This is a genomic window from Methanocalculus natronophilus (assembly GCF_038751955.1).
Classification (GTDB): Archaea; Halobacteriota; Methanomicrobia; order Methanomicrobiales; family Methanocorpusculaceae; genus Methanocalculus; species Methanocalculus natronophilus.
The window spans coordinates 14,843-29,917 of sequence record NZ_JBCEXH010000009.1 but is presented as its reverse complement, the minus strand read 5'-3'; the positions used below and the strand labels follow the sequence as shown (position 1 = coordinate 29,917).

The 15,075-nt window shown below is 53.0% G+C and carries 17 protein-coding genes; 5 read left to right on the top strand and 12 right to left on the bottom strand.

The annotated features are described in order from the left end of the window. The 9 genes from ABCO64_RS09145 to cobT form a co-directional block, all read right to left on the bottom strand. Window positions 1-342, bottom strand: a complete 342-nt coding sequence (locus ABCO64_RS09145) for a P-II family nitrogen regulator (RefSeq protein WP_253460328.1) — start codon at window positions 340-342, stop codon at window positions 1-3. Then, window positions 339-1,073 carry a DUF1538 domain-containing protein gene (locus tag ABCO64_RS09140; protein WP_253460331.1) on the bottom strand — a complete coding sequence of 245 codons (735 nt, stop codon included), beginning with the start codon at window positions 1,071-1,073 and terminating at the stop codon, window positions 339-341. The genes ABCO64_RS09145 and ABCO64_RS09140 overlap by 4 nt, the downstream gene beginning before the upstream one ends. Beyond that, a complete protein-coding gene (locus ABCO64_RS09135) occupies window positions 1,070-1,762 on the bottom strand; it encodes a DUF1538 domain-containing protein (protein WP_253460334.1) in 693 nt (230 codons plus the stop codon). Before ABCO64_RS09135 ends, ABCO64_RS09140 begins: the two co-directional genes overlap by 4 nt. A 157-nt stretch (window positions 1,763-1,919) precedes the next feature. Next, entirely contained in the window at window positions 1,920-3,206 is a 1,287-nt protein-coding gene (locus tag ABCO64_RS09130) for an orotidine 5'-phosphate decarboxylase / HUMPS family protein (protein WP_343089327.1), read from the bottom strand. Between the two features lie 67 nt (window positions 3,207-3,273). Beyond that, on the bottom strand, window positions 3,274-3,807 hold the full coding sequence (locus ABCO64_RS09125) for a nitroreductase family protein (protein WP_253460340.1): 534 nt from the start codon (window positions 3,805-3,807) through the stop codon (window positions 3,274-3,276). A 131-nt stretch (window positions 3,808-3,938) separates the two neighbouring features. After that, window positions 3,939-5,144 carry a TraB/GumN family protein gene (locus ABCO64_RS09120; RefSeq protein ID WP_253460343.1) on the bottom strand — a complete coding sequence of 402 codons (1,206 nt, stop codon included), beginning with the start codon at window positions 5,142-5,144 and terminating at the stop codon, window positions 3,939-3,941. After that, window positions 5,137-5,679, bottom strand: a complete 543-nt coding sequence (locus ABCO64_RS09115) for a YkgJ family cysteine cluster protein (RefSeq protein ID WP_253460346.1) — start codon at window positions 5,677-5,679, stop codon at window positions 5,137-5,139. Before ABCO64_RS09115 ends, ABCO64_RS09120 begins: the two co-directional genes overlap by 8 nt. Further along, complete coding sequence (locus tag ABCO64_RS09110; RefSeq protein WP_253460349.1) at window positions 5,667-6,221, bottom strand: GMP synthase subunit A; 555 nt, start codon at window positions 6,219-6,221, stop codon at window positions 5,667-5,669. Before ABCO64_RS09110 ends, ABCO64_RS09115 begins: the two co-directional genes overlap by 13 nt. Before the next feature lie 39 nt (window positions 6,222-6,260). Next, on the bottom strand, window positions 6,261-7,271 hold the full coding sequence (cobT, locus tag ABCO64_RS09105) for a nicotinate mononucleotide-dependent phosphoribosyltransferase CobT (protein WP_253460352.1): 1,011 nt from the start codon (window positions 7,269-7,271) through the stop codon (window positions 6,261-6,263). Window positions 7,272-7,311: 40 nt separating this feature from the next. Here cobT and ABCO64_RS09100 point away from each other — a divergent pair, with 40 nt between their 5' ends. Together ABCO64_RS09100 and cobS are read left to right on the top strand one after the other, a co-directional pair. Beyond that, entirely contained in the window at window positions 7,312-7,743 is a 432-nt protein-coding gene (locus ABCO64_RS09100; protein ID WP_253460355.1) for a phosphatidylglycerophosphatase A, read from the top strand. Further along, window positions 7,744-8,487: an adenosylcobinamide-GDP ribazoletransferase gene (gene cobS, locus ABCO64_RS09095; protein ID WP_253460358.1), complete on the top strand. Its 744-nt coding sequence runs from the start codon at window positions 7,744-7,746 to the stop codon at window positions 8,485-8,487. Between the two features lie 64 nt (window positions 8,488-8,551). Here cobS and ABCO64_RS09090 read toward each other — a convergent pair whose 3' ends face one another. Beyond that, window positions 8,552-8,857 carry a hypothetical protein gene (locus ABCO64_RS09090; protein WP_253460360.1) on the bottom strand — a complete coding sequence of 102 codons (306 nt, stop codon included), beginning with the start codon at window positions 8,855-8,857 and terminating at the stop codon, window positions 8,552-8,554. A 158-nt stretch (window positions 8,858-9,015) separates the two neighbouring features. On the opposite strand from ABCO64_RS09090, the gene tuf reads away from it, so the two are divergent. From tuf to ABCO64_RS09075, 3 genes are read left to right on the top strand one after another with little or no spacing between them, the layout of a single operon-like run. Beyond that, complete coding sequence (gene tuf, locus ABCO64_RS09085) at window positions 9,016-10,293, top strand: translation elongation factor EF-1 subunit alpha (RefSeq protein WP_253460363.1); 1,278 nt, start codon at window positions 9,016-9,018, stop codon at window positions 10,291-10,293. A gap of 26 nt (window positions 10,294-10,319) precedes the next feature. After that, entirely contained in the window at window positions 10,320-10,628 is a 309-nt protein-coding gene (gene rpsJ / locus ABCO64_RS09080) for a 30S ribosomal protein S10 (RefSeq protein ID WP_253460366.1), read from the top strand. Window positions 10,629-10,647: 19 nt separating this feature from the next. Beyond that, the gene (locus ABCO64_RS09075; RefSeq protein ID WP_253460369.1) at window positions 10,648-12,321 is read left to right on the top strand and encodes a flippase activity-associated protein Agl23; all 1,674 of its coding nucleotides are present in this window, start codon (window positions 10,648-10,650) and stop codon (window positions 12,319-12,321) included. Between the two features lie 378 nt (window positions 12,322-12,699). On the opposite strand, the gene ABCO64_RS09070 is transcribed toward ABCO64_RS09075, so the two are convergent. Together ABCO64_RS09070 and ABCO64_RS09065 are read right to left on the bottom strand one after the other, a co-directional pair. Further along, complete coding sequence (locus ABCO64_RS09070; protein WP_253460372.1) at window positions 12,700-13,809, bottom strand: hypothetical protein; 1,110 nt, start codon at window positions 13,807-13,809, stop codon at window positions 12,700-12,702. Between the two features lie 10 nt (window positions 13,810-13,819). Further along, complete coding sequence (locus tag ABCO64_RS09065; protein WP_253460375.1) at window positions 13,820-14,980, bottom strand: tubulin/FtsZ family protein; 1,161 nt, start codon at window positions 14,978-14,980, stop codon at window positions 13,820-13,822. Window positions 14,981-15,075 lie beyond the last annotated feature (95 nt).

Genomic DNA, 15,075 nt, shown 5'->3' with positions numbered 1-15,075 from the left:
CTACTCTTCTCCTTCTTTTGTAAACATATGGACACGGCCTGCGACCTTATCCAGGCTGATGACAAAGGCGATCCCGTTGCCCGGTTTCTCAAGCTCTGCCTCTGAAACGATGGCTTCAAGAATTGTATCAGCCTGTTCAGGATTGACGATGGTGAGGATGATCTCCTTTTCTGGCTCGATCCGAAGACCAAGGAGTGTCTGCATCTCATGGATCCCGGTTCCACGGCCGGGAATAATCGTGCCGCCCGATGCGCCCGCCTGACGGGATGCCTCGATCACCTGCTGTGACCAGCCTTTCTTGACGATTGTTACAATCAGTACTTTACAACCTTCACAGATCATGATGTATTCACCTTTTTCTTTTTGAAGTAGATGCCAAGGATGAGGATTGAGAGGATCGGTGCGAGTGCAATGAGTGCGATCAGCCCGAACCCGTCGATCACCGGATCGCGCCCCTCAATTCCTGCTGCCGCCCCAACGGCGAGTGCCATCAGGAAGGTAACCGCCATCGGACCTGTTGCAACCCCGCCTGAGTCAAAGGCGATCCCGACGAAGTCGCGGTCAGCAAACCAGAGGAGGATGATGGCGATGACGTACCCGGTGATGATGATCGGGAGGAATGAGAACCCATAGACGATCCGCCCCATGCCGAGTGCAACGGCAATCCCGACTCCGAGGGAGAGTGTGTAGAGGATGAGGGTTCCCCTGATGAATCCGCTTGAGGAGTTCTCGATCTCGTAACAGAGAATCCGTACCGCCGGCTCTGCATAGGTCGCAAGGAGCCCGAGGAGAAAACCGAAGGGGATAAGGATCCAGGGTTTCCCGATTGCGCTAAAGAAGGATCCGATCGCCTCACCTGCCGGGATAAAGGCGACCTTCACCCCCTGAAGGAAGAAGATCATTCCAAACAGGGTGAAGACAATTCCTTTGAAGAGATTGATGACATGCCCGATGGGGAGCTTCAGGTACGTAATCTGAAAGAGAATGAAGAAGATCGAGAGCGGGATCAGTGCGATGATCGCTTCAAGGATGACATGGTTGATACCGGTCAGGACTCCAAGCTCAGATATCATAGGAGTATCCCCAGTACCATGATTCCGATGATGGGGCCGATGGATGCAAGACCTATCAGCCCAAAGCCATCAGTGAGCGCTGATCTTCCGGCAAGTACCGAGCTGAGACCGATACCGAGGGCAAGGATGAATGGGACGGTCAGCGGCCCGGTGGTGACGCCCCCGCCGTCGTATGCGATCTGGAGGTAATCAGCTGGTGCAATGAAGGAGAGGATGATGACAACCAGGTATCCTGCTGCAAAGAGCCAGGTGATAGGGATGCCAAGGATGATGCGGAGCATCGCCAGCATCACGAAGAATCCGACTCCGATCGCAATTGAGAGGACAAGTGGGTTCTGGGCAATCTCTCCGTTGGATACGAGATCGACCATATTTGTCAGAACCCTGACATCAGGCTCGGCGACGGTTGCAAAGAATCCAAGCAGGAATGCGGTGATGATCACCAGATAGATAGATCCATGTTTGGGGAGATCAGATCCGATCGCCTCCCCCATCGGGAGAAGCCCGCTCTTCACCCCGATAAGGAAGAGCGTGATTCCCGCTGTCAGCATCATGACCCCGAGAATATAGTCGATCAGTTCTGCTGCGCCTGATCCGATCAGAACGAGTAATACCAGAAATACGATCACAGCAATGGGAGTGACCGCCTGCATCACCTCCCGCAGCGTCTCTTTTGCCTCATGTAACATCTGCGTGACTCCGTTCCTTCAGTTGCTTCTCTCTACCGGAGAGGACGAATCCCTGATCGTCCTTCTGCTGGCGATCATGATCCGATTAGGTACTAATTGTTCTGATAAAAGAAAAGTTATTGCTCCGGAACTATCCCGGCAGCCCCGTTTCCCCTGATTACTGCTTCTCCCAGCGGAGAAGCTCCATCACAACCGAGAGGGTGGATCCCCTTCTGATCTCCTCGCGAAGACGCTCCTCGGTCCGGGCAACAAGAACTGCGCGGCGGCTGATCTCATATGCCCGCTCTTTGGGGAGGACGACAACACCGCTTGCATCCCCGATGATCCAGTCTCCCGGCCGTACCTGCTGGCCGCAGCACACAATCTCCGCATTGATCTCTCCAAAACCCTTGGGCTCTCCGGCGTTCGGAACTGCTGCGGTTGCATAGAGTGGAATTGTCATTTCGAGGATATCGTCAAGGTCGCGGACCGCTCCGTCGATGATGACACCGGCAACCCCCTTGTTCTGGCAGGAGAGGGTCGCAAGCTCCCCCCATGGAGCGATGGTGGTATCCCGGCTGTTGTTGATGACGATCACGTCTCCGGGAGCTGCGAGATCAATCGCCTCGACGGGTTTGGCCCAGTCTCCGGCGAAGGTCTGGACGGTGATGGCACGGCCGATCATCTTCCCGGTTCCGTAGTACCGTTTCAGACCGCTCATCGCCCCTTTCCGGTGCATCGCATCGGAGACGTTTGATGAGGACGCCTCTTCCAGCATCGATCGGATCTCCTCCGTCTGATCCCGCTTCTGCTGGGATCGTGGCTTTGGTGCATCGATAGCCGATCGGATCTGGGCGGTGGAGGCGGTGACATCGCTGGATCGGATGATCGCCCCGCCGATGATGACGATCTCTGCCCCATGGGCAACTGCCTCAGCCGCCCGCGCAGCATCAAGGCCGCCGGCAGCGGCAATCGGGATAGAGACTGTGCCGGTGAGCCGTTCAAGGAGTTCGAGGGAGTCCTTCCCGATCATCTGCTGGTCAATCCCGACATGGGCATTGATGATATGGACTCCCATCTCCTCGAGTTCACGGGCACGGGTTACGGGGTCCCCGACATTCATCATATCCCCCATCAGCTGCACACCATAGAGATCTGCTGCCTTCACCGCCTCCCTGATGACCGCGTCATCGGATTCGGCAAGGATGCAGACGATTCCTGCACCGGCTTTTGCCGCCATCTCAACCTCAAGCGCCCCGGTATCGCTGGTTTTCATGTCTGCGACGATGGGTGTATCCGGATGGTGCGCCCGGATCTCCCTCACGGCATGCATACCCTCGCTCTTGATGAGCGGCGTGCCGATCTCGATCCAGTCTGCCCCGCCTGCCAGCGTCTCCCCGGCTATTGCATAGGCGCGGCTGAGATCAGGTATGTCAAGTGCGACCTGCAGAATGGGAGGGGTCATAAGCGATCACGTACAGGGTTTTAGCAGTATGGGTGCTTTGTTTTGCTGAAAAGAGAGAGAAAGAGGTTCACTCGGATCCAAATCTCTCTTTGAAGGTGATCTCATCAAGGCTCTTCTTTTTCGCAAGCACAAAACCCTCGGTTTTTGCCTCTCCCGCAGCAATAAGCGAGATAAGGGTATATTTCTCAGGGACGCCCAGCATCTCCCGGATCGGTTCTGCATACGCTTTTCCATGGCCTGCAACCCAGCATGACCCGATACCATACCCGGTCAGGGCAATCAGGATGTTCTCGGTTGCGGCACAGCAGTCCTCAACCACATACTGCTGGTCGCGCTCACCAAATACGGCAAAGCAGACCGGTGCTTCAGCAATGAATTTCCCATGATCCGTCAGGTCAGCTATCTGTGACCGTGTCCGGGCATCGGTGATAATCCCAAACAGCCATGGCTGGATATTCCTTGCCGAAGGTGCGGATTTTGCACAATCAAGCACCTTTCTGATGATCTCCTCCGGAATGGGGCTGTCCTTGAAATGCCTGATGCTGTGGCGCGCCTGGATGATGGTGACGCCAAAGTTGGCAATGTTTTTGTTCTGAATCATGGTAGATAGAAGTGTCTTCCATATGGTTATTCTTTGCGCAACCAGCAATTGTCTGCCGACATACCTGGCAGGTATTGTTTCCGGTTGAACACCTTTTGAAATTATGGTAAACCAACCGGACCGGATGCTCTCTATACAATACCTGAGAGGGTATTGACGATATTGGAAAACCCGTCAGTGATCAGCACCGTCGGGTCGATCCCAAGCAGCGGAAAGATGAAGATAAAGTAGAGAAACGTTCCAAGCGTACTCCCGATATTTGCAAGCGCTGCAACCAGCACCACCCGGAAGAGGGGAATTCTGCTCATCTCAGAGAAACTGTCAGCCCTGCTTATCGCCTTCATATCCGCAATTGCCGGCTTCCTTATCTTTGCCTCTGCTATTGCTGCAAACCACCCGGCAGCAAGCATCGGGTTCAGCGAGGTGAGCCATGCACAGGAAAAGGCAACACCTGCGGATATGGGATGGCCGCGGGCAAGGAGGGTGGCGAGTGCGGCAAGCGTTCCATTGATTGCTATCCACCAGAGAAATGCGGCAAACAGTACATCATAACCAACCCCTGAAAAGAGGATTGCAATAATCAGGGTGAGAAAGAGCGCAAGAACGCCAAACCCGATAATTTTTCCCCATGGCGGCTTTTTGACCTGTTCTGTGAGCCTGTGTATGGGAGGGAGCGTCTCCGGCTCTTCCAGGTACGCAGATACACCCCTGACATGACCTGCTCCAAGTACTGCAAGGACACGGTTGTCTCCACGGGAAAGCGGGATGAGGTTATGGGCAAGATAGGCATCCCGCTCATCGATAAGTGCCTTTGCTGCATTTGGGGCAAATTTTCTGAATTCCTCAAGAGCAAGCGTGACAACGTCCTGTTCGGTGAGGGAATCGATGTCGATCTCCTCGCCGGATACGCCGGTGACTGAGACGGCAAGCGCATAGAGCATCCTGCACTTCTCACGAAGCGTCATCATGGTCCAGAAACGGGAGAGCGTGATACGGATATCCCGATCAATTAAGGCAATCCGTATCCCTTCTGCTTCGGCGATCCGGATTGCTTCCTTCATCTCTGCTCCGGGCTCGATCCCGACATTCATCCCGATCTTTCTCTGGACATAGGCAAGCACCCACTGGATCAGCAGCTGGGTCATATTCCCGGATGTCAGGATCTCAGAGACTCCCGGTCCCTCTCTACTCTCCTCCTGCTGTTTCAGTGCGGCATAGCGGGGAGCATCAAGCTCAACTGCAATAATATCGGGTTGAAATTCCGCTATTGCTGCTGTGACATCATCGATACTTTTCTGTGAGACATGCGCAGTCCCGACGATCTGTAATTCACCCATGTATTCTCCACATACCCCTGCTGTCAAAGACCACCGGGCCGTCATCCGGCAGTGTCGCGGCTGCATATAGCTTTAAGACCGCATCCTCTTCCTCCTCTTCTGCCCTCTTCCTCAGGATGAGTGCATTGGCAAGCGCACCAGCCGCCTCCTCTGTCATCTCCCCTCCGGTTCCAGGGCATTCTGAGACGGTTAACTGCTCGCCGTCGAGTGCAAACGGGTACGTCCTGCAGATCCAGGGGCGCACCGCATATACCAAACAGCTGCCGTTCTCAGAATGGAAGATACATCCACTGCCAGATCGTCTGATACACCATTCAAAGGTGAAGCTATGGCCATCACCGGACTCAATGAATTCGGGATAGGGTTTCACCATCTCTTCCCTCTCCATCCCGGTAGCCGAGGCAAGACCATCAATCTCAATTGGTGAGACGATGACACGGCCTTCATCCTCCTCTCCACGGCAGCACCCACCGCACATACGGCATGAGAAGCCGATCGCCTGAAGAGCACGGCCCAGTTCTTCTACTCCATACATATGCGGTTAAAGTTCTCGTAGATCAGGTGTCCGTCTTTGCTGTGGCTCACTTCCGGATGCCACTGGAGACCGTACATCCGCTTATCTTCAGATGCAATCGCTTCGATCTGGCAGATGGAGGAGGCAGCCAGGATCTCAAAACCATCAGGCAGGTGTTTCACCTCGTCAGCATGGGATGCCCAGACATGGATTCTCTCCGGGTATCCGGAGAGCAACTGACCGTGTCTGAGAATATCCACATCGACACTGCCATATCCTCCGGCTGTACCCGGTCCGATCTCCCCGCCGAATTCAAGCGCGATCAGCTGGTGGCCAAGGCATATTCCAAGAACAGGAATGTCGAGATGAAGGTATTCGGCACAGTTGCCGGTACGCTCCATGCTCGGGCCGCCGCCGAGGATGATTCCGCGGCACTGGTTGCGAACCTCGTTTGCCGGGGTTGTATTTGGAATCATCCGGACTTCGATTTCAAGATCACGGATCATCCTGTGGATGAGATGGTTGAACTGGCCATAATTATTGACAACATACAGGGGCAGCATATCCTTGATGTACATTTGGCGTTTATTGGTCTTATTATTTCAGGAGTAGGCGGAGATGGTTCTGAATATTGCGTCTTTAATCTCTGACGGAGAATACCCAAGAGCATGGGCAAGGTACATCGCGCCGCCAGCTCCCATCCCCTCCTTTACTTCCCCGATACAGTACCGGGCAAGTCCTGCATGGGCCAGTGCACCAAAATCCGGATCGACATATATCGTCTCTATCCCGATATCCCTTGCAATCTCAGAGAAGTTTGCAGACCTGTCGTCACGGACATACACCGTTGTTGCGATTGCAGGCATCCTGAGATCAAGTGCTTTTGCAACAGAAGCAACAGCAAGCATCTGGGTGCCGCCTGCAAGGATGATCCTGCCTGAAAACCCCGCGATCATGCCTGCTGCTGCTGCCATCATCGGATCCCCGGCTGCCCGGATAATATCCAGTGGCCTGGTTATTGCACCGGTCTGCACGTTCTGAAGAACGGCTGCTGCAATCTCCTCTTTCTCTGAATGCGGGTTGTCGACAAAGCTGCTTGAAACCCGTGCCGGGTATCCGAGAGCGCGGAGTACACAGAGCGCAGTTGTCGTCCCGCCGGGAACGCATTCTCCGATGACAAGCATATCCGAGAGGCAGGAGAGAAACGATCCCAGCCTCTCTCCCCTGGAATAGAGTATTCCCGCATCAGGCACGGCATCCCCGTTTCGTGGATCCGCTCCGGGATGCCCGTTTAAGTGATAGGTGGGTATTGTCGGTGGATGCCTGAGGCCGGCATTGACAAAGAGCGGGGCAAGCCCGGTGAGACCCATCATCGCGCGGGTGATGGATGCAGGTGTTGGGCATCCTGTTGGCGTGTCGGGCCTGATGGGCATGCTGGTGATTGCACCCTCTACAATCAGTTCAGCATCGAGGATCGGCGTATAAAAAGTCATCTCCGGGCCTGCACCGGCACCTGAGATCCCCGGTATCCCGGAGAGTGCGGTATTGGCCAGGATTGATGCAAAGACCGGTCTTTCTGGTTTATATGCCGGATCATCTGAGAGAAATGCCATAGAGGTTATGTATGCCGCCTTGCAAAGATAATGATCACGTATGTTTGAGATTGAAGAGCGGCTCGCCGCAGAGGGTGTTTCAATGGAAGCAATGCTTGATGCCGGGATGGAACTCTATGTCCCTCATGGCCTGACTGAAGATGAGGGGAGACTGGTCCTTGAGAAGAATATCAGGCGTGCGTTTCAGGATCCAAATGTCTCGGCACTCATTCTCTCGGCATTACTGCTTGAAGACGAACTCTACACCAGACGGGAGGACTCAGAGATTGCTGATGATCCTGTATTTCTCCTTGCTGATGAGATCATCGGCATGGCAATTGCCGAGATCATCGCCGGGACCTATGCCCGGTTTGAGTTTACCAGGTACGACCAGAAGAAGCCAGGCATCCTCGGGACGCTTGGCCCGTTTCTTGATGATGCGGTTGCCGGGCTCATTGCCGGATGCACCTCGAAACTGTATAGTGAAGGCTAAATGCGGGTTGAAAATCAGATGACGATAGCAGAGGGAATCCGGGCACTCCTGCAGTTCACAACAATACTGCCGGTTGGAAAACCAGCAGATTTTGAGGCATTTGCGAAACGATCCTACCTGTACCCGCTTGCCGGATACCTGATCGGTGCAATCGCAGCGCTCCCTCTCATCCTGATCCAGAGCCCGATGGCAGCTGCTGCTGTTTCACTGGGCCTGATCCTCCTTGTATCCGGTTGCAACCATTTTGACGGTCTGCTGGATCTCGGTGACGGCCTGATGGCTCACGGGAGCCGTGAGACCCGGATCAGGGCATTGACTGATCGCCGGGTTGGGGCCGGGGGTGTTGCCCTTGGACTTCTGATCACGCTCATCTCGTTTGGCTCTCTCACGTCACTTGCAATCATTCCGTTTGCAATCGTGGTTGCCGAGGTGTCGGCAAAGGTTTCGATGGCAACGCTCACGGCTGCCGGCCGCCCGTTTCGTGACGGAATCCATAGCTTTCTCTTCTGGCAGGGGCGCCCCTGGTTTGTGGCTGCTGCATGGCTGCTGACCCTGCCCCTCTTTCTCCTTCCAATACCCTGGATTGTCATCGTCTCAGGGCTTTTTGGGTCGTCAGTTGCCACGCTGGTCCTGCTCTTTGGAGCAGACAGGCTGTTTGGCGGTATCAACGGGGATGTTGTGGGTGCAGCAAATGAGATCATCCGTGCCGTCTGTCTCCTGGTGATGGTCTGCGCCTGCGCCTGAGATGAGTGGACACACTATGGGTGTAAAAAAAAGAGAAGGTGATAATAGTGGCTGCTGAGCGGCTCTATCGGGCCGTAATCCGTGCATACCCCGTTTCTTTCTCGTCCGCACACTCGATTGCTTCTGCGCGGGGGTCGGCTGCCAGGGTGTTGAACATCAGACCGGCATTAATCAGCTCCTCGTCAACAGACATGGAGCGTTTGACTTTGCCATATGTCTGTGTAATTGGGTTTGGCGTTACCCTCTTTCCGATCCTGATCCCCGCGCAGTGCCTGCAATAGGCGCAGCGTGTATGGACGGGCACCTCTCCGGTCGCGCACTGGACAGTGATCCGGTCGTTTGGCCCACGATTGAACGGCAAGGTCTTCATGTGATGAGCATAGGTGCGTATATAACATCAGTGTATCGTTTCTTTGAGGATTTGGCTGCAAAAAGTGAAATATTTTATATAGTTCCCTCTCCAATCTATTATACTCGCATTGGACAGACTGTACGCTTTACCGTCTCTCTAAGAGTGGAGGATTGAGAATGGCAGCAGAAAAGCCACACATGAATTTAGCCGTTATCGGCCATATTGACCACGGAAAGTCAACCACGGTCGGTCGCCTTCTCTTTGAGACCGGAGCTGTGGCCCAGCATATCATCGATTCATTCAGAAAGGAAGCCGAATCCAAAGGTAAGGGTTCCTTCGAATTTGCATGGGTGATGGACAGCCTCAAAGAAGAACGTGACCGTGGTATCACCATCGATATCGCTCACAAGCGGTTCGACACCGCGAAGTACTACTTCACCGTCGTCGACTGCCCCGGCCACCGGGACTTTGTCAAGAACATGATCACCGGCGCATCCCAGGCGGATGCAGCAGTGCTTGTCGTTGCTGCACCTGATGGCCCGATGGAGCAGACCAAGGAGCACGTCTTCCTTTCACGGACACTTGGTATCAACCAGCTGATCATCGCTGTCAACAAGATGGATGCAGTGAAATACGATGAGAAGCGGTTTGAAGAGGTCAAGAAACAGCTCTTTGATCTCATCAAGATGGTCGGGTACAAGCCTGATGAGACAATCGTCATCCCGATGAGTTCATTTACCGGGGCAAATGTTGCAAAGAACTCTGAGGAGACTCCCTGGTACAAGGGACCATCACTTGTTGAGGCACTTGACACCCTGAAAGAGCCGGAGAAACCGACTGACAAGCCACTCCGTCTCCCGATCCAGGATGTCTATACCATCTCCGGTATCGGAACTGTGCCTGTTGGCCGTGTTGAAACCGGTATCCTGAAGAAGGGAATGAAGGTCTCCTTCATGCCTGCCAACAAAGAGGGTGAGGTCAAATCCATTGAGATGCACCATGAAGAACATTCGCAGGCATACCCCGGCGACAACGTCGGATTCAATGTGCGTGGTATCGCAAAGAACGATATCCGCCGTGGCGATGTCTGTGGTCCTGTCGATGAACCTCCAACCGTTGTTGAGGAATTTACCGCCCAGGTCGTTGTTCTCCAGCACCCAAGCGTCCTCTCTGTCGGATACACACCGGTTTTCCACTGCCACACCGCCCAGGTGGCCTGTACCTTCCTTGAGCTCCAGAAGAAGCTTGACCCAAGGAGCGGCCAGGTGAAAGAGGAGAACCCGGCGTTCCTGAAATCCGGCGACGCTGCAATCGTAAAGATCGTCCCCACCCGCCCGCTCGTCCTTGAGAAGGCAAAAGAGCTTCCGCAGCTCGGCCGCTTCGCGGTCCGTGATATGGGCTCAACCATCGCTGCAGGTATTGTCCTCGACACAAAAGCGAAGCAGATGAGATAATTTCTCATCTTTTGCGGTGACTCCCTATGCAGAAAGCCAGAATACGCCTTACCGGGACAGATTATAAAAAACTTGAATCGGTCTGCTCCCGGATACGTGAGATCGCCGAGCGAACCGGTGTCAATCTTGCAGGTCCGATATCGCTTCCGACAAAGCGTCTTGTTGTCCCTATCCGGAAGAGTCCGGATGGTGAAGGGACTGCAACATGGGATCGGTGGCAGATGCGTGTTCACAAGCGTCTCATCGACATTGATGCAGATGAGCGTGCACTCCGCCAGTTGATGCGAATTCAGGTGCCCAAGGACATTGGTATTGAGATCGTCCTTGAGGGCTGATCATCGTGTGATAGCGGCAATGAAAGCCGCACCTGTTTTTTTATCATTTTTTGAGCGGCTTCGCAAGCCGGAGTCTATACTCATTTGTATCCTGCTCACAACGGCTATCCTGCGGTTTGCCTTTCTTGATCTCAAACTCTACCACCATGATGAAGCGGTGCATGCCTGGTTTGCATACAAGCTTCTGACTGAAGGTACCTATATCTATGATCCGGTATTCCATGGCCCATTCCTCTTCTATGTAACAGCAGGGCTCTTCTCGATATTTGGTGATACCGATCTCGTCGGCAGGTTGCTCCCGGCAATCCTTGGGACCGCACTTGTCGCACTCGTCTATCCCCTCTACAGGCTTGGATATATTGATGGCAGGCAGATGGTAATTGCCGGCCTGTTTCTTGCCATATCTCCAAATATGGTATATTTCTCCCGCTTTCTCCGCAATGACATCTTTATTGCGTTCTTCTCTCTCCTGCTTGTTGTAGCGGCGCTGGCATATTTTCAGTCAGGAAAAGCCAGGTTTGCACTTGTTGCCGGCCTTGCAGCAGGATTAGGGATGTCGAGCAAGGAGAATATGCCAATTGTACTGGTAATCTTTGGTGCCTATCTTGTATACGCGCTTCAGAGCAGGCGGCTGATATTTCCAAAAACCTGGAGACGGGATATTTTGTCTGCTGCCCTTCTCGGAGGCAGCATTATGGCCATCTTCTATTCGTCATTTGGTGCACATCCTGAGATTGTGCTGAGAGCCGGGCAGATGGCCATCTCTCACTGGACTGAGATGCATGGCATTGAGCGGCTGGGAGGGCCATGGTACTATTACCTGATTCTGTTTGTCCTGTATGAAGTGCCGATTCTGATACTGGCAGCAGTTGGTATACTCCGTTTCACCATTGGAGGGCCAATTATCGGCAGCGTGCGATCACATCTTCAGGCATGCAGGTCCAGAAGAGACGCATCTCCAGATGACATATCGTGTACACACCCCTCCCCTCCTCAATTCTCCCTGAAAGAACGGCTCTCTTCTTTCTTCAGGAGGCCTGAAGCAGGCAGGGTCTTTGATCCCCGCCACGAATTTATCAGGTTCTGCATCTGGTGGATGATCGCCTCACTTGCAGTCTATGCATATATTGGTGAGAAAGTTCCCTGGCTGATTCTCCACCAGCTGCTCCCGATGATCTTTGTTGCAACATACTTTTTCTCAACCGATGGCACAAAAGATGGAATGAAGTACCTCAAGGCAGTGGTTCTTGCCGTGGCACTTCTCTTCTTAGCCGTGATGACCATGCATGTTGCTTTTACTCCGGCAGATATCTCTGAGCCGATTGTGCAGGTGCAGAACTCTGAGGAACTCAGGGAACTGATGGTCATAATAGACGAATCTGATAATGTTGCCATTGCAACCAGCACCTTCTGGCCGCTTCCCTGGTATTATCGCGGGGATCAGTGGTCGAAATTTACCTATTATGGAGAAAAACCAGATGCGGGTATCCTCCTTGCCAGGGACTTTGACCTCATTATCGCCCATGACCGGGATAGTTTCGAAGAACTGCCGGGCTATGAGAAAACAACCATGAGACACAGCTACTGGCTCGGGTATCATCAGGTGAACGAGAGACTGATTCCCTACTACTTCACCCGGCAGGCGCCTGTTGGGAGCATCAGGTATGATCTCTTTACACAGGTCTCCGGGTGAAACCCTGTCTCACACACCAGCTGGTGAGTGGGATATGAATTGGACTCTTTCTCCAAATTCTGATCGCTTCTGTTTTTCCTGAATTCTTCGGAACGCGGGAAACGATCCCGATGCAGCAACCGGGAACATTTGTGAGTGAGTGAAGCAGGTGCGGCGCGGGTATCGGGGGGGGCGGGGTCAGGCCAAAGAGGAGCACCCGGAGCATTCCCGCCCCTTCCGCGCCAGTATCTGCGGTAACCCGAACTCAACCTCCCTTGCGAAGCATGTGTGGTGCGGAGAAGCGGGCACTCTGGGGCTTTTCTAAATAATCAATACTATGGCCCTTCTTTAAAAAGAGTCTAAAAAAGTCAGGTGGGGAAGATGAGGAAAAGCCCTCTTTTATCCCAGTTCATCCCAGGTTCGCCGTTTCTTTATCACGACGAATCCAACAGCACCAATCACAGCAGCTCCAAGCACCACCCAGAGATATGGTTTGCCGGGATCAACAAATACCGGCAGTGATTCAACCTGCTCCCTGAGATCGCGGGCTTCGGCAAGAACGTTCTTTCCCTCATCCAGGGCATCATTTGCCTGCCTTTCTGCAAGTGAATAATGACCTGCATCATAGTTTCCTTTGGCAGTATCTATCTGGTTCTTCACGCTCTGTCGCTTGGAGGAGATGAGGACGACACGGGAGTCTGATCCCATGCTCCGATTTGCTGTGAAGTAATCAATTGTATCATCAAGATCGGCAAGTACATCCTCAGCACTGCTGATTGCATGCTGGACAACTGTTTCTTCAAGGAGTTCCTCTCCCTCGGTTAGTGCGGTTCGTGCGGTTGAAAGATAGGACTGTGCAAGACCCACATTATCTCCTGCTGCGGTTGCACTTTCAAGTGCGTTTCTTGCAGAATTATATTTGGTTTCGACAGCGGAGGTGTCAACCCCGTCATCCTTTGCAGCATCGAGCTTCGTCCTGAAATCTTCCAGGTTACCTTTTGCGGACGTAATTGCGGTCTTGACTTCCGCAGGGTTTAGAACAGTTCTGGTGACGACAAACTCACCATTTGATCGCACCCGGTCACTTGAATCGATCTGCCGGATACGGATTATCTCCTTATCTCCGGTTGCGGTGACATCAGGCACCTCTCCCTCAAGATTGACGATTACTTTAAGATCAACGCTTGAAGGGTATTCAAGTTCAAATCCGGATATCCTGTGGGTTCGCGCGGAGCTGACCGGCCTTGGGTTGTCTATCCCATCAAGGACAATGGTGACGGTCCACCTTGGGCTGTCAAGATCGGTATAGAGCTGCAGGGTATCTGACATGGGGAACGTGGTTCCTGATCCACCAATAAAGTCTGAAACTGTTGTCTCTATTGAGAGTCGTGTTCCCGGTGTCAGGTCACCTGTTGGAATACCTGATGGGGGCGTTACGGTAATTGCACAGGCAGGAACTGCACAGAGTGCAAAGCAGGCAAGCAGTAGTAGTAGGATAATTCGTTTCATCTCTCTTCCCTCACTCAAAGAGCGGATCAATTGCATCTTCAAACATCGTTGACTTCCGGTCTTTTGATTTGATAACATCCTGTTTCGTCTCTTTTGCTACTTCAAGGAGTTCAGCTATTCTGGGGGCATGGCCGATAGTTGCAAGGACAACAACTGCAGCGATATAATTGGACTCAAGCGGGTAATCACCGCCCCGGACCTCAACCCCTGCAATGTTTTCTTCCACCCATGACTTGGATTTTTCAACACCCTTTCTGTCCATCTCTTCAGGAGGCCCTGCAACCAGCACCAGGGCACGTTCGGCTGTGGTGTAGTCGCAGGGGAGTGTCAGGCGGCCGAGCATCGCCCTTCTGACGAGACCGATGATCTTTGCGGATTTGTCTTCGCCAGTCAGTGCACTCTCGGCCTTATCCTTCTTTCCAAACCCGGAGAATAAACCCTTTTTCTGTTTTGATTTTGTTACCACATCTGAGATGGCATACCCGATGGTTGAGATCCCTCCACCACGCAGGGTGTTGATGATTTCTGAGGAGTCAACAACCATCTCTCCAACACCGAGTTTTCCAACTTCGCCAGCACGGAAGAGTACGCCGAACCTTCGGACGAGCTCGTCATTCAACCGCTCATATGCACTTTTTACGCTCTCACCTTCGTTCTTCCAGGCACTGTTGTCGAAGATGAAGGTGTTATCGGCCTCATGGACAAGTGTTGCAAGGCTGCGGGCGGAGTTGTATGAGTACAAACGTCCTTCCTCAGGTGCCGGGATCATCCCGAGTGCATAGACAGGCTCACGGTAAATACGCTTTAAATGCCGGCAGAGGACTGGTGTGCCTCCGGATCCGGTGCCGCCACCGAGTCCTGCAACCACGACAAATGCGTCGATATCGTGCGTTCCCCTGGTGTCGATGGCGTTGATGATGGTGTCGATCTCATCTGCGGCAATTTTTGCGCCGGTGACATTGTCGGTTCCAACACCGTGGCCCTTCACAACCGTCTGGCCGATTAAGAGCCTGTCTTTCATGTCTATGTGTTTTAGGCCCATTAAATCGGTTCTTGCCGTATTCACAGCAATACCGCGGAAACTTCCCTGCTGAAGTCTCCGATCCTGGGCAAGAAACATATCGACAATTTTCCCCCCGGCCTGTCCGAATCCGATGAAAAATACACGCATTTAGCTGACACCATCCTCAATATAGATTACGATAGGTATCCTCAGTATATATGGTTTCTTAATGATTTGGGTGGAATGATTCAAAAACTTTCTTA